Below are 25,759 nucleotides of genomic sequence, written 5' to 3' on the forward strand. Positions count from 1 at the left end.
GCCGCCGGGCAACGCCGTGTCATGCAAAGTGCACGAAACCGCTTGCCCGCTGCCGCCGCGCAAGCTAGCGAGAGAGTCATGTCGGAGCATGTTGGGTATGACCTGATCTCGGCGATCCGGGGTCTGGCGCGGGCGAACGTTCTGGTGGTGGGCGACCTGATGCTCGACCGCTACGCATATGGTCGGGTCGAGCGGATCAGTCCGGAAGCCCCGGTTCCGATCCTGACGGTCACGCGGGAAATCGCGATGCCGGGCGGGGCGGGAAACGTTGTCCGCAATCTCACCGCCCTCGATGCCGCGGCGGCGTTCGTCTCCGTGGTGGGTGACGACCAGGAGGGGTCCGACCTTACGGCGCTGATCGGCGGGCAGCCCAATGTCGAGCCCTGGCTGCTGGTGGAAACCGGCCGGGCGACGACGGTGAAGACGCGTTACATCGCCGCCGGCCAGCATCTCATCCGCGCGGATCGCGAGCTGGCGGCGCCACTGCCCGAAAAGCTCGGCGAACGGCTGCTCAAGATCGCCTCCGACGCGATGGCGGCGACCTCGGTCACCGTGCTCTCGGATTATCGCAAGGGCGTGCTCGCCCCGCGATCGCCCGCAACCTGATCGCCAGCGCGCGTGCGATCGGCCGGATGCTGATCGTCGATCCCAAGGGGGCGGACTGGTCGCATTATGCCGGGGCGGACGTCATCACGCCGAACCGCCGCGAACTCGCCGAGGCGACGGGCCGCGATCTCTCGACGGAGGCCGCGATCGTCGCGGCGGCCCGCGAGGCCATTGCCCGGTTCGGGTTCGGCGCCGTGCTGTGCACGCGCTCGGAGGACGGCATGAGCCTCGTCACCGCCGACACCGTGCGGCATTATCCTGCGGAGGCCTCCGAGGTCTACGATGTCTCCGGTGCCGGGGATACGGTTGTGGCCGTGCTCGCGGCCGGGCTGGCAAGCGGGCTCGACCTTGAGGTGGCGGCCAGGCTCTCCAACATCGCGGGCGGTCTCGTCGTCGGCAAGGTGGGCACCGCCGTGGCCCGCCCCAACGACCTGATGGATGCGGTGAAGCCGGCATCCGGCGCGCTGCGCAAGGTAGTGACCAGGCAGGCGGCCGCCGAAGCGGCGGAACGCTGGCGGCAGCGCGGCTGGCGGGTCGGCTTCACCAATGGCTGTTTCGACCTGCTGCATCCCGGCCATGTCCATCTGCTCGAACAGGCCCGCGCCGGATGCGACCGGCTGATCGTCGGCATCAACGCCGACAGTTCGGTGCGCCGCCTCAAGGGGCCGACCCGCCCGGTCCAGCCGGAGGCGGCCCGCGCGGCGGTCCTGGCATCGCTGGCGAGCGTCGATCTCGTAGTGATCTTCGAAGAGGACACGCCGCTCGACCTGCTCTCCGTCATCCGGCCGGATGTGCTCGTCAAGGGCGCGGACTACACGCACGACACCGTGGTGGGCGCCCGCGAGGTCGAATCCTGGGGAGGGCGCGTGATGCTCGCCGAACTCCTGCCCGGCCATTCCACCACGGCCACAGTCACCCGCCTGCGCGGCTGAGCGTCGGAGGGATGCGCTGGTGGGGCAAGGATGACATCCATACGCCTTGTTGCCGATGACCTGACCGGCGCCCTGGATGCGGCGGTGCAATTCACGGTCCTCGACCGTGATCTTGCGGTCCTGCTCGGCACGGACACCGGCGGCGCCGTGCCCGCCAGCGCCGCGATCAGCACCAATGCGCGGGATCTGGACGCTGCGGCGGCGGCTGCGCGTATGGACGGCGCGACCGCCTTCCTCGCGGGGGCCGAACTCAGGTTCCTGAAGATCGACAGCCTGCTGCGCGGACACTGGCCGGAGGCCATCGCGATGGCGCTGCAGGCCGGGCCGGACCAGCTCTGCGTTTTCGCGCCGGCCTTCCCTGCCCAGCAGCGGATCACGCGGGGCGGGCGGCAATACGCCCCCCGCGCGGATGGCGCGCTCGTGCGGCTGGAGCGCAGCGCGGCGCATGAGCTTGCGAGGGTGGGGCTTCGCACCGCGCAGATACCGGGAGGAATTGCGGCCGACGCCGGTCTCGCCGCCGCGCCGGGGACGGTGCTGGTCTGCGATGCGATCGAACAGGACGATCTGGACCGGCTCGTCGCCGCAGCACGGAGAGACGGCCCACCGATCCTCTGGTGCGGCAGCGCCGGCCTTGCTCGGGCGCTCGCCGGGCGCGCGCCGCCTCTGATCGTGCCGCGCCCCGGGCTGCGGCTGGCGATCATCGGCTCGAACCATTGTGTGACGCGCGGGCAGATCGCCGCGGTTCCGGCAGCGGTGGCGGCGCGGATACCGCTCGGGGAGGATGCGGAACGGGCGGCCCTTCGGATTGCGGCCAGCCTTGAGCATGGCAACTGCATCGTCACACCCGGGCTGCCCGACGGATTGGCGGCCGATGCCGCCGCCGCCGCCATCGAGGCCCGCCTGCGCGCAACCCTGCCGAGGCTGGCGAAGCCCGCCGAGATCATCGTGATCGGTGGCGAAACGCTCGACGCGGTATGCAAGGCCGTCGGGGCGGCCGCCCTGCATCCCGGCGGCGAGATCGTGTCCGGCGTGCCGGTTTCCCGGATGATCGGCGGCGCCTGGGACGGGACCACGCTGATCTCGCGGTCGGGCGCCTTCGGCGGGCCGGATTTCCTCGCCCGCCTGCTCGCCGCCGGCGCGTGAACCGGAGGCAACGGCCGGGCCGCGATTGTTGACAGCACAAGCGCGCTGGACCATGGTAGCGCTGTCATAATGTCTGGGGGCTGACCGGTGGGCGTTGCGCGTATCGCGATCACGATGGGTGATCCGGCCGGGATCGGTCCGGAAATCGTTGTCAGGGCAGCGGCGCGGCTGCAGGGGCGCATCGCCGCCGGCGACTTGTCCCTCGTGGTGACCGGATCGGCGCGCAGTCTTGCGGAAACGTGCGAGCGGCTGAACCTGCACCCGGGCTTCGAGACCGTGCCGGCCGACAGCGCGGGGGGCATGCTGCCGCCTCTGGCCGTGGTCGAAGCGGGGCCGGACGCCGCCGGCATCGTCCCCGGCAAGGTTTCGGCGGTGGCGGGCGAAATCGCCTACCAGTCCATCGCGCTCGCCGTGCGGATGGCCATGGCGGGGCGGGTCGATGCGATCTGCACCGCGCCGATCAACAAGGAAGCGCTCAACCTCGCCGGCCACCACTATGGCGGCCATACCGAGCTGCTCGCAGACCTGACCGGCGCGCGCAATTCGGTGATGTTGCTGGTTCACGGCAACATGCGGGTAAGCCATGTCTGCACCCATGTCGCGCTGCGGGACGTGCCGGGGCGGCTGACCCGCGAGCGGCTGCGCCAGGTGATCGAGCTGACATCGGGGGCGCTGCACCTTCTGGGCATCGCCCGGCCGCGGATCGGCATTGCCGCGCTCAATCCGCATGCCGGCGAGAACGGCCTGTTCGGCCGGGAAGACATCGACATCACCACGCCGGCGATCGAGGAGATGCGCCGCGACGGGTACGACCTGACCGGGCCAGTTCCGGGCGATACCGTGTTCGTCAAGCTGCGGGCCGGCCAGTTCGACGCCGTCGTCGCGATGTATCACGATCAGGGGCACATTCCGGTCAAGCTGCTGGGCTTTTCGGTCGATCCCGCGACCGGCGAATGGCAGGCCCTGAGCGGCGTGAACGTGACGCTCGGCCTGCCGATCATCCGCACCTCGGTCGATCACGGAACCGCATTCGACATTGCCGGCAAGGGGATCGCCAGCGAGCAGAGCCTGATCGAGGCGATCGACTGCGCGATGCAGCTCTCCCGCGGCCGGCAGGAAGCCGGCACGGGGGCATGACGAGGCCGCAACGCCGCAGCACACCGGTCAAGGCCAACCCATCAACGACCAACCGGCCCGCCACGGGAGAAGCCCGGGCAGCCAGACAGGGAGGATAACAACATGCGTCATTCCATCGTTTCCGCTCTTGCCGCGGCGACCATGCTCGCCGCGACGGGCACCGCCGCCGCCGACAGCCTCGTCGCGCCGAAAAGCCTCGCCGCCTGCTTCGTTCCGCAGACGGCAGCGACCCCGATGGTCGCGGCCAAGGCGAAGCACGGGCCCTACAAGATCGCGTTCAGCAACTCGTATTACGGCAACAACTGGCGCACCGAGATGCTGAACATCGCCCGCGCCTATGTGAAGCAGCCGGCGGTCGCGAAATATATCTCGAAATTCGAGATCCAGAACGCCGGCAACAACGTCGCCCAGCAGGTGGCCCAGATCCGCCAGATGATCCTGAGCGGCTACAATGCCATCGTCGTCGATGCCGCCTCGCCCTCCGGCCTCAACAGCGTGATCAACGAAGCGGTCAGTCACGGCATCGTCGTCGTCGCCTTCGACAACACGGTGACGACCGACAAGGCGATCAACATCAACGAGGACCAGGCGGCGATGGGCCGCATGTGGGCGCAGTTTCTCACGAAGGAAACCGGCGGCAAGGGCAGGATCCTGATGGTCCGCGGCCTGGCCGGCACCACTGTCGACAACGACCAGGGCGACGGCGCCATGGCCGTGTTCAAGACATCGGCCGGGATCACGGTCAAGCAGGTCTATGGCAACTGGGATGTGGGTGTGAACCAGAAGGTCACCGCCGATGCGCTCTCGACCAGCCACGACATCGCCGGCGTGTGGGGCACCGAAGGGGCCACCGGCGCGCTCCAGGCCTTCCTGCAGGTCAAGGCGAAGCTGGCGCCGATGACGAGCGAGTCGGATAACGGCTTCATGAAGCTCGCGGTCGCGCATCATATCCCGGCGCTGGTCATCGGCCAGTCGCCGGCGCTGGCTGCCGCCGCGATCCGTGCTGCGATCGCCGCACTCGACGGCCAGAGCCTGCCGCGCACCGCGAACATCCCGCTCAATCCGGTGACGACGGCGCAGATGAAGGCCGGCGTCAACTACTTCCCGAAGCTGCCGAACAGCTTCGTCACCGATATCGACATTCCGCAATGCGGGGTGAAGATCCCGGTCGGCGCCGTGGTCCACGGCAGCTGAGGCAAAGCGGGGACGAGGACACAAGGGCAAGGCCGGTGCCAATCGCGGCTGACGGAACCCGGCGGGCAGCCGGCGCGGGCGCCGCTTGCGCGCCGGCCCTGGCGGCAACCGGCCTGTCCAAGCGCTTTGGCGGCGTCGTTGCCCTGCGCCGGGCCGATCTCGCGCTCTATCCGGGCGAGGTTCACGCCCTGCTCGGCGCGAACGGCGCCGGCAAGAGCACGCTGGTCAAGCTGCTCGCCGGCATCGAGCAGCCGGACGATGGCAGCATCGAGGTCGGCGGCGCCGCCATGCGGTTCGCCAGCCCGCGCGCCGCCCTCGCCGCCGGCATCGCCACCGTGCACCAGGAACTCTCGCTGTTCCCGAGCCTGAGCGTTGCCGAGAACATCCTCATCGGCCAGGAAAAGCTGCGCGGCGGCTACTGGATCGACGCCGCGGCGATGCGCGAGCGGGCGCGCGCCCTGCTGGCGATGCTGGGCGCGTCAGATATCGAACCGGATGCGACCGTCGGCGATCTTCCGCTGGCCCAGGCGCAACTCGTCGAGATCGCGAAGGCGCTCTCGACCGACCCGCGCGTGCTGATCCTCGACGAGCCGACCTCCGCTCTCTCCATCGCCGAGGTCGAGCACCTGATCACGGTCATCGAACGGCTGCGGGACCGTGGGGCGGCGATCGTGCTGATCTCGCACCGGCTCGGCGAAATCGAGCGGCTGGCGGACCGCGTTTCCATCCTGCGCAGCGGCGAGAAGGTCGGCGAGTTTCCGCCCGGCGATTTCAGCCGCGACAAGGCGCTCTCGCTGATGCTGGGCGAGGCCTGGCAGGAGCGGCAGGCCGGCGCGCGCGCGGCCGCCTATGCCGGCCGGCCGGACGACACGATCCTGCGCGTGGGCGGCCTCACCCTGGCGCCGCATTTCGCCGATATCGGATTCGACCTGCGCCGCGGCGAGGTGCTCGGCCTTGCCGGTCTCGAAGGCCAGGGACAGAAGGAATTCCTCTTCGCCCTGTTCGGCCTGTTCCGCCGCGGACTGGAAGGGATCATCGAGGTAGGCGGCCGGGCCTTGCGGCCACGCCAGCCGCGCGATGCGATCGCGGCGGGGATCGCGATGATCCCGGATGACCGCAAGACGCTCGGCGGCTTTCTCGGCCTCAGCATCGCGGAAAACATCGCCATCACCGTGCTCGGCTCGCTGCGCCGGGGTTTGCTACTCAGCCGGCGCGCCGAGGCGGACCTCGTGGACGAGTATGTCCGCCGCCTCGGCATCAAGTGTTCCAGTGCGGCTGCACCGCTCGGCAGCCTGAGCGGCGGGAACCAGCAAAAGGTCGTCGTCGCCAAATGGCTGGCGCGGCGCATGCCGGTCTATATCTTCTGCGACCCCACGCGGGGGGTGGATGCCGGGGCGCGGCGCGAGCTTTTCGGCGTGATCCGCGACCTCGCGGCGCAGGGCACCGCCGTGCTGTTCTACTCCACCGACATTTCGGAGTTTCCGCTGCTGTGCAACCGTGTTCTGGTGTTCCGCGAGGGCCGGGTCTCGGGAACGCTCGAAGGGGCGGCGATCACCGAGCAGAACATTCTCGATCTCTCCTTCCACGAGGCCGCGCATGAAGCCGCCTGAAACGGCACACCCCGCAGCACATCGCCGGCGCGGGCGGCTTGAGAAGCATCTGGGGCCGGTCTCCTGCGCCATCGGCCTTGCCGTGGTGATCGGCCTCTATGCGCTGCGCCAGCCGCTGATCCTCTCGCCCTTCGGCCTCGCCAGCCTCGCCAATGTTTCGGTGCCGCTCGCCCTCGCCGCGATCGGCCAGACCATCGTGCTGCTCGGCGCGGGCCTCGATCTGTCGATCGGCGCCGAGATCACCCTGGTCAACTGCTTCGCGGCAACGACGATGCAGGGCAGCCCGCTCGGCATCGGCGGCATCGTCGTGCTGTCGCTGCTGATCGGGCTCGGGCTGGGCGCGGTGAACGGGCTGATCATCGCCTACGGGCGCGTGGAACCGCTGATCGCGACATTCTGCACCTCGTTCATCTATGGCGGCGCGGCACTGATCGTCCTGCCGCGCCCGGGCGGGACCATTCCCGCCGGCTTCGCCAATGCGCTCACCGGAAACTGGGGTATTCTGCCGTTTTCGGTGGTGCTGCTGGCAGCGGCCGTGCTGCTGGCCTGGCTTCCCGTGTTCCGCTCCCGCCTCGGCCGGTTCATCGTCGCGGTCGGTGACGATGCCGAAAGCGCGCGCGTCTCCGGCCTGCCGGTCCGCCGCGTGGAGCTGATCAGCTACGTGCTGGCCGGGCTGTTCGCCGCGATCGCCGCCCTGTTCCTCGCCGCCGAAACGACATCGGGCGATCCCACCATCGGCAGCATCTACACGCTGAACTCGCTCGCCGCCGCGGTGCTTGGCGGCGTCGCCCTCACCGGCGGGCGCGGCACGGCCATCGGCCCGATCCTCGGCAGTTTCCTGCTCTCGATCATCCTCAACGCCCTCGGCGTCTTCAACGTCTCCGCCTTCTGGCAGGATTGCATCGAAGGGCTGATCCTGATGACCGTTCTGGCCCTTGGCGGGCTGCGCCTGCTGCGTGGCGGCAACTGGCTCACGGTTCTGCGGTCGTGACGGCGCTCTCCGGCATCGCGATCCGGCCGGCGGCGCGGCGGGCGCTGCTCGCCTATCTCATCCTGCTGCTCGTCTATGGCTGCGCCGTCGCGGTCAATCGCGAGTTCCTCGCCTGGGGAACGCTGCGGCTGCAACTCGTGCAGGCGACCTTTATCGGCCTCATCGCGATCGGCGAGACGCTGGCGATCCTGATCGGCCAGATCGATCTCTCGGTGCCGTGGACGATCACGCTCTCGGCCATCCTGAGCACCAATCTCGCCTCGGTCTACGGCCATCAGTGGGTCGCCTTCGCGGTCGTCATCATGATCGGCGTCAGCGTGGGGTTGCTGAACACGCTCGGCGTGTTCGTGCTGCGGGTGCACTCGCTGATCTGGACGCTCAGCGTCAACCTGATGCTTCAGGGGATCACGCTGGTCTATACCAATGCGGTCGCGCCCACGACCCATATCCCCGGCGCCGCGCGCGCCCTCGCCCTCGGCAATGTGGGGGTCATGCCGGCGGCGTTCCTGGTCTGGATCGCCTGCGGCGGCGCCGCGATCGTGGCCTTGCGCAGGATGCCGTTCGGCCGCTCGGTCTATGCGATCGGGAACAGCCCGGCGGCATCGCTGCTCTCGGGCGTGCCGGTCGGGCGCGTGCATGCGCTGGTCTTCATCACCAGCGCGCTCTGCGCGGCCTTCGTGGGGCTGTTGCTGAGCGGCTATGCCTCGCAGGCCTATCTTGGCATGGGCAACGATTATCTGCTGCCGCCGATCGCCGCCGTGGTCATTGGCGGCACCCGGCTTTCCGGCGGCGACGGCGGCTACGCCGGCAGCATCGCCGGCGCGCTTACCGTTGTTCTGCTTCAGGCCATCCTGGTGACGCTGAACATTTCCGAGGGCGCGCGCCAGCTGATCTTCGGCGCCATACTTCTCGCGCTGGCGCTGCTGTTCCTGAAGCGCCGGACATAGAGCGTCATCCGATCAGATGGTGTCATCTGATCGGATAAAGATGCTCTGTTTATCAATATCATGGAGCACTACATCCGATCCGGATGGATCGGAAAGTGCTCTCGCTCTTCCCGCTCAGCGCCCGCCGCGCCCGCCGCCGCCCACGCCACCGCCCCCCATGCCGCCACCGATACCGCCACCCATGCCGGCCCCCATGCCGGCCCCCGTGCCGGCACCGATGCCGCCGCCGGACATGCCGGGCGCGCCGCGTGTCTGCGACTGAGTTTGGGTCTGCGCCTGATCGCGGGCCTGGGTCTGGGCTCTCTCGCGCTCCTGTATCCTCGCGTGTTCGCGTTCGCGATCGCGCTCGCGCTGGCGTTCCTGCTCGCGCGCACGGAGCCGTTCGGTCTCGGCGTCGGCGCGCTGATGCAGTCGATCCTGCTGACGCTCGCGCAGGCGCTGCTGGTCGAGCAGGCGCTGCTGGTCCTGCGTGCGGGTCTGGTCCAGGGTGCGAAGCTGATCCTGGGTACGGGTCTGGTCCTGGGCGAAGGCACGGCCGGCGGCGAGCGAGGCCAGGCCCGACGCGGTGAACACGAGCACGGCGCGGCGGGCCGGGCGGAACGATCCCGCGGGGCGGGGACGATGGATGAACATGGCAACTGGTCTCCTCTGCCTGTGCGCTGCGCTGGCGCGCCCATGGCACGCCGGCGGGCAGAGGCTAGGCGGCGACAGCTGATCCCCCCTTGATCCAGCGCAAGCAGACCCCCTGCCTGTTTGGACGATGCCCGTCCGGGCTGATCAGCCGCGGGACTGGAGGTAGCGGCTGAAGGCGTTCAGCGCGATGTCCGACACGTGGTGTTCGATGCCCTCGGCATCGGCCTCGGCGGTTTCGGGCGGCACGCCGACAGCCTTGAGCAGGGCGACCACCAGCCGGTGCCGGGTGCGCACGCGCTCGGCCAGCGCCTGGCCCGCCTCGGTCAGGAAGACGCCGCGATAGGGTTTCGCGGTGGCCAGCCCCTCGCGCTTGAGCCGGGCGATGGTCTTCACCGCCGTCGGGTGCGAGACGCCGAGGCGGCGGGCGATGTCGATCGGCCGCGCCTCGCCGTTGATCGCGATCAGGTCGGCGATCAGCTCGACATAGTCTTCGAGCACGGCACTCGCCTGCGCCGTGCGCGCCTTGCCGAATCGGCGCGCCTGGGTGGGCTCGGCGGGCAGGGCGGCGGGCGAGGATTTCACGGCAGCTGGCATCTTGGTCTCCGCATCGGCCCTGCATAGCCGCCCCGGCCGGGAAACGCCAACCGCGCGCGCTCAGTGCAGTTTCGGCAACCAGAGCGCGACAATGCCGAGCGCGGGCAGCACCGCGCAGATCTGGTAGACGGTGGTGATGCTGGTCCAGTCCGCCACCACGCCGAGGCCGGCGGCACCGAGCCCGGCAAGACCGAAGGCGAGGCCGAAGAACAGGCCGGAGACGGCGCCGACCCGGCCCGGCACAAGCTCGTTGGCATAGACCACGATCGCGGCGAAGGCCGAGGAGAGGATCAGGCCGATGATGATCGAGAGCACGACGGTCATGGTCTCGCCCGCGTAGGGCAGCGCGAGGGTGAAGGGCAGCACGCCGAGGATGGAGCCGATGATCACGGTGCGCCGGCCCACCCGGTCGCCGATCGGCCCGCCGATCATGATTCCCGCCGCCGCCGAGGCGAGGAAGATGAACAGGTCGATCTGCGCGGCCTGCACCTTCAGACCGAAGCGGTGCATCAGGTAGAAGATGTAATAGGAGTTGATGCTCGAGAGATAGACGAATTTCGACATCATCAGCACGCCGAGCAGGATCAGCGGCACCAGCACCTTGCGCGTATCGAGGTCGGCGGCGGTGAGCGCTGTCCGCTGCCGCGGGCGGGCGTGGCCGCTGGCGCGGAACCAGTGGCCGAGCGCGGTGAGGATCGCCATGCCGCAAAGCGCGGCGATGGCGAACCAGGCCATGCTCGCCCGCCCGCGCGGCAGGATGAAGAAGGCCGCGAGCAGCGGGCCGAGCGACTGGCCGAAATTGCCGCCGACCTGGAAGATCGACTGGGCGAAGCCGTGCCGGCCGCCGGAAGCGGCACGGGCGATGCGCGCCGATTCGGGATGGAAGATCGAGGAGCCCATGCCGAGCAGGCAGGCGCCGGCCAGCAGAATGCCGTAGCTCGGCGCGTAGGCGATGGTGACGATGCCGGACATCGACAGCGCCATGCCGACCGGCAGCGAATAGGGCAGCGGCCGCGCATCGGTATAGAGGCCGACAAGCGGTTGCAGCAGCGAGCCGGTGGCCTGGTAGACCAGGGTGATCAGCCCGATCTGCGCGAAATTCAGGTGAAAGCCGCCCTTGAGCAGCGGATAGACCGCCGGCAGCAGGACCTGCAGCATGTCGTTCAGCATGTGGCAGATGCTGACGCCGACGAGAACGGCCATGGTGGCGCGGCCGGCGGCCTGCGGGCGGGTCTGGACGGTGGCGCTCACGTGTTTGCTCTCCCGGACGAGCTGCAACTATGCCATGAAAATGCGCGCGTGGCCTCTCGCCCGGCGCAATCATGCCATGCTAGCGGAGAGGCATGGTCAAGTTCCGTTTCGCGCCCTCCCCCACCGGTCATCTGCACGCGGGCAATGCACGCCTCGCGGTGGTCAACGCCCTCGCCGCGCGGGCGATGGGCGGCAGTTTGCTGCTACGCATCGACGATACCGACCGCGAGCGCTCGAAGCCGGAATACGAGGCGGGGATCGAACAGGATCTGCGCTGGCTCGGCATCGCCTGGGACGAGACGGCGCGGCAGTCCGACCGGATGGACCGCTACGCGGCGGCGGCCGAGCGGCTGAAGGCGGCGGGGCTGCTCTATCCGTGTTTCGAGTCGGAGGAGGAACTCGCGGCGAAGCGGGCGCTGCGGGCGAAGCGGCATCTGCCGCCGGTCTATGACCGGGCGATGCTGAGCCTGACGGCCGAGCAGCGGGCGGCGGCGGAGGCGGGCGGCAAGCGGCCCTATTTCCGGTTCAAGCTGTCGGACGGGGCGGTGGCGTGGAACGACCTGGTGCTGGGGCGGCGGGAGGTGGCGCTCGGCACCGTATCCGACCCGGTGCTGATCCGCGCCGACGGCACGCCGCTCTATACCTTCACCTCGGTGGTGGACGATCTGGAGCTGGGGGTGACGCATGTGGTCCGCGGCGAGGATCATGTGACCAACACGGCGGTGCAGATCGACCTCATGCGCGCGCTGGAGCCGCGGCGGGCGGTGCCGGCTTTCGGCCATCTGCCGCTGATTTCGGATGTGACGGGCGAAAAACTGTCGAAGCGGGCGGGCAGCGTTTCGGTGCGGCAGTTCCGGCGCGACGGGATCGAGGCGATGGCGCTGGTGTCGTACCTCGCACGGCTGGGCAGCCGGCGCGACCCGGAGCCGCTGACGCTGGAGGAGCTGGCCGGGACGTTCGACATTGGCGATTTCTCGCGCGGGGCGCCGCGCTTCGATCCGAAGCAGTTGCTGGCGCTGAACCGGCGGGTGCTGCATGGGCTGCCGTTCGAGGCGGTGGCCGAGCGCCTGCCCGAGGGGTGCGGCGCAGAATTCTGGATGGCGGTGCGGGGGAATCTCGACCTGCTGTCGGAAGCGCGGCTGTGGTGGGAGGTGGTGAGCGGCGAGATCGAGACGCCAGCGCTGCCGGAGGCGGCCGCGCTGCTGCAGACGGCGCTGGAGCTGTTGCCGCCGGAGCCGTGGGACGAGGCGACCTGGAAGGGATGGACCGGGGCGGTGGCGGCGGCGAGCGGGGCGCGGGGCAAGGCGCTGTATCTGCCGCTGCGGCTGGCGCTGACCGGGGAGAGCCACGGGCCGGAGCTAGCGGCGCTGCTGCCGCTGATCGGCCGGGCGCGAGCCGCGGCGCGCCTGGAGCGCGCCGCAGGATAATCAACGCGATTGGAACGCGCCGCGGGATAATCGGCGCGGCGCCCGCGCCGGAGCGAAACCGGCGCGGGGCCAGCAGGCAGGCGCCCGGTCAGCCGGCGGGGCTGGCGGGAGCGGCGACGTAGATTTCGACGCGGCGGTTGGCGGCACGGCCGGCGGCGGTGGCGTTGCTCGCGACCGGGTTTTGCGGGCCCATGCCGGAGGTGGCGATGCGCTGCGGCGCGACACCCTGGGCGGTGAGGAACGCCTTCACGCTGTCGGCCCGGTGCAGGGAGAGCGGATAGTTGATCGCGTTCGAGCCGGTATTGTCGGTATAGCCGATCACCTGGACCGTCTCGGCGGGGTTCTGCGCGAGGCCGCTGGCGAGCTGCCCGAGGATGGGATCGATCCGCGGGTTGAGATTGGCGCTGCCGGTGGCGAAGCCGGCATTGGCGGGGATGTTGATCTTCAGCCGGTTGTCCGCGGTGCGGCTGACCTGCACCCCGGTGCCCTGGGCGGTTTGGCTGAGCTGCTGCTGCTGGGCCTGGAGATGCTGGTTCCAGAGATAGCCGCCGAGAGCGCCGGCCGCGGCGCCGCCAGCTGCGCCGATCAGCGCACCGCGCGCATGGCCGCCGCTGGCCAGCGCGCCGATCAGCGCGCCGCCGGCCGCCCCGAGCAGGGCGCCGCCGGCGGTGTTGGTGACGGCACCATTGCCCTGGCCCGGTTGCTGGGCGCAGCCGGCAAGCAGGGAGACGGCGATCAGCGCCGAGGCGGTTCGTTTCAGGGACTTCGATCCGGACATTGTCTGCTCCTTGCGCCTGCCGCCATGTCGGGCCGGGGGCCGTGGCCGCCAACGGCTGGGCGCGGCGAAATGGTTAAAGTTTCGTCTTGAACGTGCTTAATGTTCTGTTTCGTTATTAAAGCATGCGCCGTCAGGAGGAAACCGCCCGTCCCGCGCCGGGTTTTTCGCAGCGCACAAAAACGCCTTGCCCTCGTTGCCGGGAGACCATAGGCTCGGCTCTTCAAAAAATGACAAGGGAGGCACAGGGCGGTGCAGACATTCAGGCGACTGCTGGTGGCGAACCGGTCGGAAATCGCGATCCGGGTGTTCCGGGCGGCGACCGAGCTGGGGATTACCACGATCGGCGTCTATGCCGAGCAGGACAAGCTGTCGCTGCACCGGTTCAAGGCGGACGAGGCCTATCTGATCGGCGAGGGGATGGGGCCGATCGAGGCGTATCTGTCGATCGAGGAGGTGCTGCGCGTCGCCGAGGAGGCGAAGGCCGACGCGATCCATCCGGGCTACGGGTTTTTGTCGGAAAATCCGGAATTCGCCGAGGCCTGCGCGGCGCGGGGGATCGCGTTCATCGGGCCGGCGCCGCAGACGATGCGCACGCTCGGCAACAAGGTGGCGGCCAGGCAGCTCGCCGAGAGCGTGGGCGTGCCGGTGATGCCGGCCTCCGCACCGCTGCCGCGGGATGCGGCGGAGATCGGGCGGATCGCCGCGGAGATCGGCTATCCGGTGATGCTCAAGGCCTCCTGGGGCGGCGGCGGGCGCGGGATGCGGCCAATCGAGGGCGCGGAGGGGCTGGCCGAGCAGGTGGAGACGGCGCGGCGCGAGGCGCTGGCGGCGTTCGGCAATGACGAGGTGTATTTCGAGAAGCTGGTGCGGCGGGCGCGGCATGTCGAGGTGCAGATCCTCGGCGATTCGCACGGCAATCTCGTGCACCTGTTCGAGCGGGACTGCACGATCCAGCGGCGGCACCAGAAGGTGATCGAGCGCGCGCCGGCGCCGTATCTCGACGCCGAGACGCGCGCGGGGCTGTGCGCGGCGGCGCTGGCGATCGGCCGGGCGACCGATTACCGCAACGCAGGCACGGTGGAGTTCCTGCTCGACCGCGAGACCGGGCGGTTCTATTTCATCGAGGTCAATCCGCGCATCCAGGTGGAGCACACGGTGACCGAGGTGGTGACCGGGCTCGACATCGTGAAGGCGCAGATCCGCATCGCCGAGGGCGGGCGGATCGGGCGGCCGGACGAGACCGGGATTCCGGCGCAGGAGGCGATCGTGCTCGACGGGCACGCGCTGCAATGCCGGATCACCACGGAAAACCCGGAGAACAACTTCATTCCGGATTACGGACGGATTTCCGCCTATCGCGGGGCGTTCGGCTTCGGCATCCGCCTCGATGGCGGGACGGCCTATTCCGGCGCGGTGGTGACACGCTTCTACGACGCGCTGCTGGAGAAGGTGACCGCCTGGGCGCCGACGCCGGAGGAGGCGATCGCGCGGATGGTGCGGGCGATCCGCGAGTATCGCATCCGCGGGGTGAGCACCAACCTGCCCTTCCTGGAGGCGCTGCTGACGCATCCCGCGTTCCGCGCCGGGGATTACACCACGCGGTTCATCGACACCACGCCGGAGCTGTTCGCCCTGCCCCGCCGGCGCGACCGGGCGACGCGGCTGCTGCGCTACATCGCCGACGTGACGGTGAACGGGCACCCGGAGACGCGGGGGCGGCGGCGGCCGGCGGCGAGCGCGCGGCGGCCGGAGGTGCCGCGGCTGGCGGCGGCGCCGGTCGAGGGGACGAAGCAGGTGCTGGAGCGGCTCGGGCCCGAGGGATTCGCGCAATGGATGCGCGAGCAGACGCGGGTGCTGGTGACCGACACGACGATGCGCGACGCCCACCAGTCGCTGCTGGCGACGCGGATGCGCAGTTACGACATCGTCGCCGCCTCGCCCGCCTATGCCGCCGGGCTGCCGGGGCTGTTCTCGCTGGAATGCTGGGGCGGGGCGACCTTCGACGTCGCCATGCGGTTCCTGACCGAGAGCCCGTGGGAGCGGCTGCGCGAGATCCGCGCAGCGGTGCCGAACATCCTGTTGCAGATGCTGCTGCGCGGGGCGAACGGGGTGGGCTACACCAATTATCCCGACAACGTGGTGCGGCATTTCGTGCGGCGCGCGGCGGCGGGCGGGATCGACCTGTTCCGCATCTTCGACTGCCTGAACTGGGTGGAGAACATGCGCGTCGCCATCGACGCGGTGCGCGAAAGCGGGCGGCTCGCCGAGGGGGCGATCTGCTACACCGGCGACATTCTCGACCCGGAGCGGGCGAAATATTCGCTGAACTACTATGTCGGGCTGGCGAAGGAGCTGGAGGCGGCGGGCTGCCACATCCTCGCGATCAAGGACATGGCGGGGGTGCTGAAACCCTCGGCGGCGGGCGTGCTGGTGCGGGCGCTGAAGGAGGCGGTGGGGCTGCCGATCCATCTGCACACGCATGACACGTCGGGGATTTCGGCGGCGACGGTGCTGGCCGCGGTGGAGGCCGGGGTGGACGCGGTGGACGCGGCGATGGACCCGATGTCCGGCCTGACCTCGCAGCCCTGCCTCGGCTCGCTGGTGGAATCGTGGCGGCATACCGAACGCGACGCCGGGCTCGACCCGGTGGCGATCCGCCGGCTGTCGTTCTACTGGGAGGCGGTGCGGGCGCAGTATGCGGCGTTCGAGAGCGACCTGCAGTCCGGCGCGTCGGAAGTGTATCTGCACGAGATGCCGGGCGGGCAGTTCACCAACCTGCGCGAGCAGGCGGCCTCGATGGGGCTGGCCGAGCGCTGGCACGAGATCGCCCGCGCCTATCGCGACGTGAACATGATGTTCGGCGATATCGTGAAGGTGACGCCGTCGTCGAAAGTGGTGGGGGACATGGCGCTGATGATGGTCAGCCAGGGGCTGTCGGTGGGCGACGTGCTCGACCCGACGCGGGAGATCGCCTTCCCGGCCTCGACCATCGAGATGCTGCGCGGCGATCTCGGCCAGCCGCCGGGCGGATGGCCGGAGGCGTTGCAGGCGAAGGCGCTGCGCGACGAGGCGGCCTACACCGTCCGCCCCGGCTCGCTGCTGGCGCCGGCCGATCTCGACGCGCTGCGCGCCGAGGCGGAGAAGCGGTGCGGCGCAAAGATCGACGAGGACGAGCTGGCCGCCTATGCGATGTATCCGGACGTCTATGCCGCCTACCGCAAGGCGCGCGGGCATTACGGGCCGGTGGCGGTGCTGCCGACGCCGGTGTTCTTCTACGGGATGGAGCCGGGCGAGGACATCGCCGTGGATATCGAGCCGGGCAAACGGCTGGTGATCCGGTTGCAGACGCTGACCGAAACCGACGATGACGGCGATGTGCGGGTGTTCTTCGAGCTGAACGGCCAGCCACGCATGGTGAAGGTGCCGAATCGGGCGGCGACGCCGAGCCGCGCGCACCGGCGCAAGGCGCAGGACCAGGCCGAGGGCGAGATCGGCGCGCCGATGCCCGGCGTGATCGCCAGCGTGCTGGTGGCCGAGGGCCAGGCGGTGACGCAGGGCGAGGCGCTGGTCGCGATCGAGGCGATGAAGATGCAGACGCGGATTGCGGCACCCCGCGACGGGCGGGTGAAGGCGCTGCACGTGAAGCCGGGCGATGCGGTGGACGCGAAGGACCTGCTGGTCGAGATCGGGTAGAGCCTTCATCCCCGATCCGGACGGATCGGAAGGTGCTCAGGCGCGCTGCAGCGCCTCGTCCAGCGTGGCGAAGATGGTTGTCGGCGCGTAGTGGCGGCGGATATAGGCGAGCGCCTCGGCCTCGCCCCCGCCATGGGCAAGGGCGGCGAGGATGGTGGCGCCGAAGCTGGACGCGCTGTCCGCCGTGTAGACCGGCATGCAGCCATCCGGCGCGAGACCGGCCCGCGCATCGGGGGTGGCGACCGTCCAGAGGCCGTGGCGGGCATAATCGAGCAGCTTCACCTTGAGGCCGGAACCGGCGCGCAGCGGCGCGATGGCGAGGCTGGCGGAATGCAGCAGCGGCGCGAGATCGGCGATGCGGCCCAGCCGGTGCACCCCGGCCGGCAGGCGGCCGAGTGCTGCGCCGCAATCGCCGGCGAGATCGAGCCGCAGCAGCGGCCGGGCGCGGCGCAGGCCGGGCCAGATCTCGCGCAGGAACCAGCGCAGCCCGTCGAGATTCGGCAGGTTGTCGGAGCCGACGAAGACCAGCCGGTCCGGATTGCGGGCAGCGCCCGGCGGGCGCGGCAGCGGAATGGCCGGCATCGGCACGGTGAGGACGCGCCGGGATGGGCACATGCCCCGCAGCAGCGCGGCCTCCTCGGGCTGGATGGCGACGAGGGTGCCGGCGCGGGCGAGCAGGGCGGCCTCCTGCGCGCGGTCGAGCTCGGCGGGGGCGACGCGGTAGCCGGCGAGGCGCAGCGCGGCATGGCGGCGGTGAAACACATCATGCGTGAGCAGCACCGCCGGGATGCCGGTCAAAGACGGCTCATCGAGCAGCGGGGCACGGAAGATGGTGTCGATCAGGATCGCATCGGGCCGGCTCTCGGCGATGCGCCCGGCGATCCAGCCGGAATCGGGCGCCGCAATGCTGGCACCGAGCACGACGTCGGTACTGCCGCGGCGCGGCAGCAGGCCGGGGACGACGCGGCGCAACAGGGCGGCGGCGGCGGCGCGCGGCTCGGCGGCGACAAGGAAGCGACCGACACGGAAAAGACGCCGGCCCGGCGACGGGCACAGCGCCCGGGGCGAGGCGCATTACCGGCGCGGGCAGGCGCGGACGGGTCAGGTAGAGATCGACCGTGTGGCCGGCCGCGCGCAGATGGGTGATGAGGGCGTGATTATAAGCGAGATGACCGGCAGCGCCTGGGCGCGGCCATTCATCGGTGACGAAGCAGAAACGGCGGGTCAGGCCATCGCGTGGCATGGCAACGGGGTGCGCTGTCGGCACCGCGGAACCGGACCCGCCGGGACGCTCAGGCGCCGGTCTTGGCGATCCCGTTCTGGTCGAACAGGGTCTGCAATTCGCCCGACTGGAACATTTCGGTCACGATGTCGCAGCCGCCGACGAACTCACCCTTGACGTAGAGCTGCGGAATGGTCGGCCAGTTGGAGAACTGCTTGATTCCATCGCGCAGCTCGGGGTCTTCGAGCACGTTCGCGGTCTTGAAGGGGACGCCCATGTGGGTGAGGATCTGCACCACACGGGCGGAGAAGCCGCATTGCGGGAACATCGCCGTGCCCTTCATGAAGAGCATGACGGGGTTTTCGTCGACGGCGGTCTTGATGCTGGCGAAGGCCTGATTTTCGGTGGCCTGGCTCATGGGGTATCTCCTGGGGAAAAAGGGCGCCGGCGTTACTCGGGCGCCGAGGTCTGCAACGCGAGGGCGTGCAGCACGCCGCCCATCCGCCCTTGCAGGGCGGCATAGACGAGCTGATGCTGGCGCACCCGCGAGAGGCCGCGGAACTGCTCGCTGACGACGGTGGCGGCATAGTGCTCGCCATCGCCGGCGAGGTCTTCCACGGTAATCCGCGCGTCCGGCAGGGCGGACTTGATCATGTCCTCGATTTCGGCGGCCGACATGGCCATGGGATTGTCCTCGTCGTTCAGGCGAACCAGCGCGCGAAGAAGGCTTCGTGCGCGGCACGGATTTCCGATATTGATATGGCGATGCCGTCCGGGCCTGTCAAATGATCGCCGCCGCTGCGGCCGAGGGCGCGGGCGGGAATGCCGGCGGCAGCGGCCGCGGCGAGCAGGGCGGGGCCATCTTCCGTCGCCGCGACGTAGCGGGCCTGATCCTCGCCGAACCAGAATGCGTGCGGGGCGAGGGTTTCGGGGATCGCGGCCAGGGCGATGCCGGTGTCGCCGGCGAGCGCCATTTCGGCGAGGGCGACGAGCAGGCCGCCATCCGACACGTCGTGGCAGGCGGCGATGGCGCCGGCGCGGATCTGGCTGCGGACGAAATCGCCATTGCGCTTCTCGGCCGCGAGGTCGAGCGCGGGCGGCGCGCCGTCCTCGCGGTGGAGGATTTCGCGAAGGAAGAGCGAGGCGCCAAGCTCGCCGCCTGTCTCGCCAATCAGCACGAGGTCGAGGCCGGGGGCGAGGGCGATGCCGGTGGCGGCGGCGCCATCCTCGATGACGCCGAGGCCGCCGATCGCCGGGGTGGGCAGGATCGCGGTGCCTTCGGTCTCGTTGTAGAGGGAGACGTTGCCGGAGACGATCGGGTAGTCGAGCGCGCGGCAGGCTTCGCCCATGCCGCGGATGGCGGCGACGATCTGGCCCATGATCGCGGGTTTTTCTGGGTTGCCGAAATTCAGGTTGTCGGTCACCGCGAGGGGGGTGGCGCCGGTCGCGGTGATGTTGCGCCAGGATTCGACGACGGCCTGCGCGCCGCCGGTCTCGGGGTCGGCGACGCAGTAGCGCGGCGTGCAATCGGTGGTGAGTGCGAGGGCGCGGCGGCTACCCTCGATGCGGACGATGGCGGCGTCGGCCTGGCCGGGGCGGCGCAGCGTCTGCCCGCCGACGGTGCCGTCATACTGGTTCCAGATCCAGGCGCGGGAGGCGAGGTCGGGGCAGCCGATGAGGGCGAGCAGGGCGGCGCCGGGCGCGACCGGGCTTTCGACCGGGCCAAGCGGGGCGGGTTTCGCGGGTTCCACCCAGGGGCGCTCGTAGAGCGGCGCCTGATCGGCCAGCGGGGCAAGCTCGATATCCGCCTCGGTGCGGCCCTGATGGCGCACCACGATGCGGCCGGTATCGGTGATGCGGCCGATGACGGCGAAGTCCAGCTCCCATTTCTCGAAGATGGCGCGGGCCATGGCCTCGCGGCCGGGCTGGAGGACGATCAGCATGCGCTCCTGGCTTTCGGAGAGCATCATCTCGTAGGCGGACATGCCGGTCTCGCGCTGGGGGACGGCATCAAGCTCAAGCTCGATGCCGACGCCGCCCTTCCCCGCCATCTCGACCGAGGAGGAGGTGAGGCCGGCGGCGCCCATGTCCTGAATCGCGACGATGGCGTCGGTCGCCATCAGTTCGAGGCAGGCCTCGATCAGCAGCTTCTCGATGAAGGGGTCGCCGACCTGCACGGTGGGGCGCTTTTCCTCGGCGTCGGCGCCGAATTCGGCGGAGGCCATAGTGGCGCCGTGGATGCCGTCGCGCCCCGTCTTCGAGCCGACATAGACGACCGGGTTGCCGATTCCGGCGGCGGCGGAGAGGAAGATGCGGTCTTGATCGGCGATGCCGACGGTCATCGCGTTGACCAGCGGATTGCCGTTGTAGGAGGGGTGGAAATTGGTCTCGCCGCCGACGGTGGGCACGCCGACGCAGTTGCCGTAGCCGCCGATGCCGCGGACCACGCCATCGACCACGCGCTTCGTCACCGGCAGCGACGGGTCGCCGAAGCGCAGGGCGTTGAGGTTGGCGACCGGGCGGGCCCCCATGGTGAAGACGTCGCGCAGGATGCCGCCGACGCCGGTCGCGGCCCCCTGGTAGGGCTCGATGAAGCTCGGGTGGTTGTGGCTCTCCATCTTGAAGATCGCCGCCCTGCCCTCGCCGATATCGACCACGCCGGCATTCTCGCCGGGGCCGTGGATGACCCAGGGGGCGGTGGTCGGCAGCGTTTTCAGCCAGATGCGGGAGGATTTGTAGGAGCAGTGCTCGGACCACATGACCGAGAAGATGCCGAGCTCGGTGAGCGTCGGCACCCGGCCCATGATGGCGAGGACGCGGTCGTATTCCTCGGCGGCCAGACCAAAGGAGCGGGCCAGCGCGGCGTCGATCACCGTGGGGTTCATGCCGCCCTCCCGATGGCGTTGAGACTGTCGAACAGGGGTTTGCCGTCGATGCCGCCGGTAGCCGGGTCGACCAGGTTTTCCGGGTGCGGCATCAGGCCGAGAATGCGCAGGCCGGGGGCGTAGATGCCGGCGATGTTGCGGGCGGAGCCGTTGAGATTGGCGGCTTCCGTCGCGGCACCGGTCGCATCGACATAGCGGAAGGCAACCAGCCCCTCGCCTTCCAGACGGTCGAGCGTTTCGGAATCGGCGATGTAGTTGCCGTCGCCATGCGCCATCGGGGCGCGGAAGACAGCGCCCTTGTCATACCGGCCGGCGAAGACCGTGTCGTTGCGCTCGACGCGGAGGCGGCAGTCCATCGAGAGGAAACGCAGCCCGGCATTGCGCAGCAGCGCGCCGGGGAGAAGCTGCGCCTCGGTGAGGATCTGGAAGCCGTTGCAGACGCCGAGCACGTAGCCGCCGCGCTTCGCGTGCTCGACCACGGCGCGCATCACCGGGGACTGCGCCGCCATCGCGCCGCAGCGCAGGTAATCGCCATAGGAGAAGCCGCCGGGGATCACCACGAGGTCGAGCCCGGCGAGGTCGGTCTCGCGGTGCCAGACGAGGCGCGGCCTGGCGCCTAGGCTCGCCTCGAGGGCGATGGCGATGTCGCGTTCGCGGTTGATGCCGGGGAAGAGGATGATGCCTGCGCGCATGGTTCGTGCTCCGTCTTGCCGCGTCTTGCCCGTCCCGGGCGGGGGATGCAACCGGGGGCGTGCGGGTTCAGCCCTGCGCCGGCGCCATCTGCCCCTCGCCGCCCCAGCACCACCAATCCGCGCGGTTGAGGCGGACGGCGGCGCGGCGGGCGGCCTCGGCATCGGGAAACACGCCGAAACAGGTCGCCCCCGAGCCGCTCATCCGCGCCAGCAGGCAGGAGTCGGAGACCGCGATGGCGGCGAGCACCTCAGCGATGACGGGCGCGAGGGTGATGGCGGCGGATTGCAGGTCGTTGCCGAGGCGGGCGAGGTCGGTCGCCATGCGCGCGGCGGTCGGCCAGCGCGCGGGCAGCACCGCCGGGGGCGAAAACCCGCCGGCGCGGGCGCGGAAAATGGCCGGGGTCGAGACCGCGATACCGGGATTGACCAGCAGCAGGCCGAAGGGCGGCAGCGCGGGCGCGGGGGCGAGGATCTCGCCGATGCCGGACATCCGCGCCGGGCGCCGGGCGAGGCAGACCGGAACATCGGCGCCGAGGCCGAGAGCGAGATCGGGCGGGATGGGCACGTTCCAGCGCGCCGCGAGCAGGCGCAGCGCCGCCGCGGCATCGGCCGAGCCGCCGCCGATGCCCGAGGCGACGGGCAGCGACTTGGTCAGGCGGAAGGCGGCCTCCGGCGCGCGGCCGGCATGCACGGCGAAGCGGGACGCGGCACGGAGGACGAGATTGTCATCCTCGCCGGACAGCGCCGCAGCGAAGGGGCCATCGACCGCAAGCGACAGGCCGGCGGCGGGCGCGATCGCCAGTTCGTCGCCGACCGGCGGAAAGACCACGAGACTGTCGAGCAGGTGGTAGCCATCGGCCCGCCGGCCGGTGACATGGAGATGGAGGTTCACCTTCGCGCAGGCGAAGCCGGGGGCAGCGTCGGTCATGTCGGGGTCTCTCAGCTTGCGGCGGCGGCCTTGAGCCGGGCCTCGATGCGGGCGCGCAGCTTCGCGTCGGGATGCAGGGAGAGCGCGCGCTCCCACTGGTGCTCGGCGGCGAGACGGTGACCGGCGGCGGCATAGATGTCGGCGAGGTGGGCGTTCACCTCGGGATCGTCCGGGGCGAGGTGGACGGCGTGGATCTGCGTCGTCGTCGCTTCGGCGAGCTTGCCCTCGCGCAGCAGGACATAGCCGAGACTGTCGATGATCGCGCCCTCGCGCGGATCGACGGCGAGGGCCTGGCGCAGCATCCGCTCGGCCTCGGCCAGGCGCTCGCCGCGCAGGGCCCAGGAATAGGCCAGATAGTTGAGCACGAAAGGCTGGCCGGGCGACAGGGCGAGCGCCTCGTGCAGATCGGCCTCGGCGGGTTTCCACTGGCCGGCATGATCCTCGGCGATGGCGCGGGCGTAGAACAGCGACCAGGCGCGGGCCGGCAGCGGCTGGCCGGCGCGGGCGATCGCGGCGGTGGACAGGCGGATGGCGGCGGCGTTGTCGCCGGCGGCGCGTTCGATATCCGCGGCGAGGGCGAGCGGTTCGGTGGCGCGCGGATGGGCTTTGGCCAGCGCCGCCAGCGCCGACAGCAGCGGACGCCCCTGGCCGAGGCCGATCAGGATGTTGGCGCGCTGAAGCAGGGCGGGCGCGTAGAGCGGATCATCTGGAGGGATGGCGGCGAGCAGCGCCGCGGCGGCGTGGGGGTGCTTGTCCTGCACATCGTCATCGGCGGCGAGCATGCGGGCGGCGGCAAGGTTCGGGCGCAGGCGCAGCGCGAAGCGGAGCAGGAGGCGGCGAAGCAGCGGGTCCTGCCGGCGGTTTATCGTGCCGGCGAGGGTCAGATAGGCCTCGGCGATGCCGTCACCGGCGGAACCGATGACCGGGGTGGCGGCGGCGCGTTCGAGCGCGGACAGGGCAATGCCGAGATCGGGATGGGCGGCGACGAGCGCGGCGAGAATGGCGCGGGCCTGGGCGGGATGGCCGCCGCGTGCGGCGAAGCTGGCCAGCGCCTGGGCAAGCCGCAGGCTGGGCGGCCCGGCGCTGGTGGCGGCGGTAACGGCATAGAGCCGGGCCGCCTGCGCCTCACGCCCTGCCATGTCGGCGATGAGGGCCGCGTTCAGGTGGTCGATCGGGGCGAAGGCGCCGGCCTGCGCGGCGCGGCCGAGACGCGCGATGGCGGCGCCGTAGTCGGCGTCGCCCGCCTCGCACCAGGCGAGCAGCAGCGGCCGGACCAGTCCGGTCAGCCCTTCGGCGGGGAGGCTGGCGAAATGGGCGGCGGCGGCTTTCCAGTCGCCCCGGCGAACCGCGGCATCGGCCAGGGTCATGGCGGCGAGCGGGTCGCCCGGCAGGCGGACGGCAAGCCGCGCCGCGTCAGGCCGGCCAGCCAGCAGGGCGCTGAGAAAGGACTGGCTGGCAAGGGCGGCATTGCCGGGGTCGCGCGCGAGGGCGGCGCCGAAATAATGCGCCGCGGCCTCGTTGTCGCCGGTCTGGGCGGCATAGGCGCCGGCCATGTAGGCGCCATAGGGCGCGCGCAGCGCCGGCAGGTCCGGCGAAGCGGCACACGCGCCGGGGACGGCCGCGCCGGCGGCAAGACAGAAGGCAAGGGCGGCGGCGCCGCGGCGGGTGAGCGCGCGGCGCAGCGCCGCGACCGAAAGCCTGTGCATGGCGCCTACCTACTCCCGATCCGCCGCGCGGTCACGCCCGGGGGAATGGGGGCACGGCTTGTCCTCCGCCGTGGCGGGGTTTACAAATTGATGAAGGTCGGGAAGCGGCCATAGGAGACGATAGCGGCGACGCCATGACGACCCGACGCGTTCACCAGACCGGCGACCTGTTCGTCAACGAAGATGCCAGGATCAAGGTCAGCATCCGGGCCATCTTCCTTGAAGATCAGTCGCGCCCGGACGACCGTCATTTCGTCTGGGCCTATCAGGTGCGGATCGAGAATGTCGGGCAGGTGACGGCACAGCTCTTGCGCCGGACCTGGACGATCACCGATGCCACCGGCCATGTCCAGCACGTTCACGGACCGGGTGTGGTGGGCGAGCAGCCGGTGCTCGACCCCGGCGACACGTTCGAATACACTTCGGGCACACCGCTGGAAACGCCCTCGGGCTTCATGTCGGGGATTTTTCACATGGTCGCGGTGGATAGCGGCGAGGAGTTCGACGTGCCGACGCCGGGCTTCAGCCTCGACAGCCCGCACGCCGACCACCGGCTGCACTGAGGCGGCGGATGCGCCTCGCGCCCGCCCAATGGCGCGATGACGGCACACGATGATGCGCGCGCGGGTTGCAGGGATGGAATCCCCGACCATATCCGGTCTCATTCAGCGGCTGGATGACGGCCGTGCCCGACAATAAGGGAGACAAACCCGTGGATATCCGCACGCCGCCGCACCAGCTCGACAACACCGTCCATGACGACCGCCCCAGCCGCGAGGAGGCCGAGGCAGCCATCCGCACCCTGATCCGCTGGGCCGGAGACGACGCGACCCGCGAAGGCGTGATCGACACGCCCGCCCGCGTGGCCCGCGCCTATGAGGATTTCTTCCGCGGCTATCGCGAAGATCCGGAGGCGATTCTCTCGCGCACCTTCGAAGAAACCGAGGGCTATGACGAGATGGTGTTGCTGCGCGACATCCGCGTCGAGTCGCATTGCGAGCATCACATGGTGCCGATCATCGGGGTGGCGCATGTCGCCTATCTGCCGAACCGGCGGGTGGTGGGGATCAGCAAGCTCGCCCGCGTGGTGGATGCCTATGCGCGGCGACTGCAGATCCAGGAGAAGCTGACGGCGCAGATCGCCAACACGATCAACGAGGTGTTGCAGCCGCGCGGCGTCGCCGTGGTGATCGAGGCGGGGCACGAGTGCATGTCGACCCGCGGGGTGCACAAGCCCGGCGTTTCGATGGTGACGAGCCGGATGCTCGGCGCGTTCCGCGACGACGCCTCGACGCGGCGGGAATTTCTCGCGATGATCCAGGGACGGCGCTGCACCGGCTTCGAGACCTGACCGCGCAAGGAGAGGCGCGCGCGACGCCGTAGCTGGCGG

21 protein-coding genes and 1 pseudogene are annotated in these 25,759 nt (G+C 70.1%); 11 read left to right on the forward strand and 11 right to left on the reverse strand.

Features of this window, described 5'->3' with window-relative positions; genetic code table 11:
- Positions 1–78 precede the first annotated feature (78 nt).
- From rfaE1 to ACIDOCELLA78_RS85215, 7 genes and pseudogenes are all read left to right on the forward strand, one after another.
- A pseudogene (gene rfaE1 / locus ACIDOCELLA78_RS85185) lies at positions 79–1,538 on the forward strand (D-glycero-beta-D-manno-heptose-7-phosphate kinase).
- 30 nt (positions 1,539–1,568) lie between these two features.
- Complete coding sequence (locus tag ACIDOCELLA78_RS85190) at positions 1,569–2,681, forward strand: four-carbon acid sugar kinase family protein (protein WP_201728090.1); 1,113 nt, start codon at positions 1,569–1,571, stop codon at positions 2,679–2,681.
- An 87-nt stretch (positions 2,682–2,768) separates the two neighbouring features.
- Positions 2,769–3,818 (forward strand): 4-hydroxythreonine-4-phosphate dehydrogenase PdxA, encoded by a 1,050-nt coding sequence (gene pdxA, locus ACIDOCELLA78_RS85195; protein WP_249675291.1) that lies wholly within the window; start codon positions 2,769–2,771, stop codon positions 3,816–3,818.
- 102 nt (positions 3,819–3,920) lie between these two features.
- Positions 3,921–5,012 (forward strand): substrate-binding domain-containing protein, encoded by a 1,092-nt coding sequence (locus ACIDOCELLA78_RS85200; protein WP_201728091.1) that lies wholly within the window; start codon positions 3,921–3,923, stop codon positions 5,010–5,012.
- A gap of 35 nt (positions 5,013–5,047) precedes the next feature.
- Complete coding sequence (locus ACIDOCELLA78_RS85205) at positions 5,048–6,622, forward strand: sugar ABC transporter ATP-binding protein (RefSeq protein WP_201728092.1); 1,575 nt, start codon at positions 5,048–5,050, stop codon at positions 6,620–6,622.
- A complete protein-coding gene (locus tag ACIDOCELLA78_RS85210; RefSeq protein WP_201728093.1) occupies positions 6,609–7,613 on the forward strand; it encodes an ABC transporter permease in 1,005 nt (334 codons plus the stop codon). The genes ACIDOCELLA78_RS85205 and ACIDOCELLA78_RS85210 overlap by 14 nt, the downstream gene beginning before the upstream one ends.
- Positions 7,610–8,560 (forward strand): ABC transporter permease, encoded by a 951-nt coding sequence (locus ACIDOCELLA78_RS85215; RefSeq protein ID WP_249675308.1) that lies wholly within the window; start codon positions 7,610–7,612, stop codon positions 8,558–8,560. The genes ACIDOCELLA78_RS85210 and ACIDOCELLA78_RS85215 overlap by 4 nt, the downstream gene beginning before the upstream one ends.
- Positions 8,561–8,674: 114 nt before the next feature.
- Here ACIDOCELLA78_RS85215 and ACIDOCELLA78_RS85220 read toward each other — a convergent pair whose 3' ends face one another.
- The 3 genes from ACIDOCELLA78_RS85220 to ACIDOCELLA78_RS85230 form a co-directional block, all read right to left on the reverse strand.
- A complete protein-coding gene (locus ACIDOCELLA78_RS85220; protein WP_201728094.1) occupies positions 8,675–9,193 on the reverse strand; it encodes a hypothetical protein in 519 nt (172 codons plus the stop codon).
- A 144-nt stretch (positions 9,194–9,337) separates the two neighbouring features.
- Positions 9,338–9,787, reverse strand: a complete 450-nt coding sequence (mntR, locus tag ACIDOCELLA78_RS85225; RefSeq protein WP_201728095.1) for a manganese-binding transcriptional regulator MntR — start codon at positions 9,785–9,787, stop codon at positions 9,338–9,340.
- A gap of 60 nt (positions 9,788–9,847) precedes the next feature.
- Complete coding sequence (locus ACIDOCELLA78_RS85230) at positions 9,848–11,038, reverse strand: MFS transporter (RefSeq protein WP_201728096.1); 1,191 nt, start codon at positions 11,036–11,038, stop codon at positions 9,848–9,850.
- Positions 11,039–11,130: 92 nt separating this feature from the next.
- Here ACIDOCELLA78_RS85230 and gltX point away from each other — a divergent pair, with 92 nt between their 5' ends.
- Positions 11,131–12,465, forward strand: coding sequence for a glutamate--tRNA ligase (gene gltX, locus ACIDOCELLA78_RS85235; protein WP_201728097.1), 1,335 nt, complete (start codon positions 11,131–11,133; stop codon positions 12,463–12,465).
- 88 nt (positions 12,466–12,553) lie between these two features.
- Here gltX and ACIDOCELLA78_RS85240 read toward each other — a convergent pair whose 3' ends face one another.
- Positions 12,554–13,243, reverse strand: coding sequence for an OmpA family protein (locus ACIDOCELLA78_RS85240; protein WP_201728098.1), 690 nt, complete (start codon positions 13,241–13,243; stop codon positions 12,554–12,556).
- A gap of 249 nt (positions 13,244–13,492) precedes the next feature.
- Here ACIDOCELLA78_RS85240 and pyc point away from each other — a divergent pair, with 249 nt between their 5' ends.
- Positions 13,493–16,936 carry a pyruvate carboxylase gene (pyc, locus tag ACIDOCELLA78_RS85245; protein ID WP_201728099.1) on the forward strand — a complete coding sequence of 1,148 codons (3,444 nt, stop codon included), beginning with the start codon at positions 13,493–13,495 and terminating at the stop codon, positions 16,934–16,936.
- Positions 16,937–16,972: 36 nt separating this feature from the next.
- Here the strand turns inward: pyc and ACIDOCELLA78_RS85250 are convergent, their stop codons facing one another.
- From ACIDOCELLA78_RS85250 to ACIDOCELLA78_RS85280, 7 genes are all read right to left on the reverse strand, one after another.
- Positions 16,973–17,908 carry a glycosyltransferase family 4 protein gene (locus ACIDOCELLA78_RS85250; RefSeq protein WP_249675311.1) on the reverse strand — a complete coding sequence of 312 codons (936 nt, stop codon included), beginning with the start codon at positions 17,906–17,908 and terminating at the stop codon, positions 16,973–16,975.
- A gap of 320 nt (positions 17,909–18,228) precedes the next feature.
- Complete coding sequence (grxD, locus tag ACIDOCELLA78_RS85255; protein WP_201728100.1) at positions 18,229–18,576, reverse strand: Grx4 family monothiol glutaredoxin; 348 nt, start codon at positions 18,574–18,576, stop codon at positions 18,229–18,231.
- A gap of 32 nt (positions 18,577–18,608) precedes the next feature.
- Entirely contained in the window at positions 18,609–18,842 is a 234-nt protein-coding gene (locus ACIDOCELLA78_RS85260) for a BolA family protein (RefSeq protein ID WP_007423628.1), read from the reverse strand.
- Positions 18,843–18,859: 17 nt separating this feature from the next.
- On the reverse strand, positions 18,860–21,043 hold the full coding sequence (purL, locus tag ACIDOCELLA78_RS85265; protein ID WP_201728101.1) for a phosphoribosylformylglycinamidine synthase subunit PurL: 2,184 nt from the start codon (positions 21,041–21,043) through the stop codon (positions 18,860–18,862).
- Positions 21,040–21,735 carry a phosphoribosylformylglycinamidine synthase subunit PurQ gene (purQ, locus tag ACIDOCELLA78_RS85270; RefSeq protein WP_201728102.1) on the reverse strand — a complete coding sequence of 232 codons (696 nt, stop codon included), beginning with the start codon at positions 21,733–21,735 and terminating at the stop codon, positions 21,040–21,042. The genes purL and purQ overlap by 4 nt, the downstream gene beginning before the upstream one ends.
- Positions 21,736–21,802: 67 nt before the next feature.
- The gene (locus tag ACIDOCELLA78_RS85275) at positions 21,803–22,663 is read right to left on the reverse strand and encodes a 4-(cytidine 5'-diphospho)-2-C-methyl-D-erythritol kinase (protein WP_201728103.1); all 861 of its coding nucleotides are present in this window, start codon (positions 22,661–22,663) and stop codon (positions 21,803–21,805) included.
- Positions 22,664–22,674: 11 nt separating this feature from the next.
- The gene (locus ACIDOCELLA78_RS85280; protein ID WP_201728104.1) at positions 22,675–24,369 is read right to left on the reverse strand and encodes a hypothetical protein; all 1,695 of its coding nucleotides are present in this window, start codon (positions 24,367–24,369) and stop codon (positions 22,675–22,677) included.
- A 134-nt stretch (positions 24,370–24,503) separates the two neighbouring features.
- On the opposite strand from ACIDOCELLA78_RS85280, the gene apaG reads away from it, so the two are divergent.
- The gene (gene apaG, locus ACIDOCELLA78_RS85285) at positions 24,504–24,932 is read left to right on the forward strand and encodes a Co2+/Mg2+ efflux protein ApaG (protein ID WP_201728105.1); all 429 of its coding nucleotides are present in this window, start codon (positions 24,504–24,506) and stop codon (positions 24,930–24,932) included.
- 149 nt (positions 24,933–25,081) lie between these two features.
- Entirely contained in the window at positions 25,082–25,720 is a 639-nt protein-coding gene (gene folE / locus ACIDOCELLA78_RS85290; RefSeq protein WP_201728106.1) for a GTP cyclohydrolase I FolE, read from the forward strand.
- The last annotated feature ends 39 nt before the right edge of the window (positions 25,721–25,759 follow it).

The sequence above is a fragment of the Acidocella sp. C78 genome, from assembly GCF_907164655.1.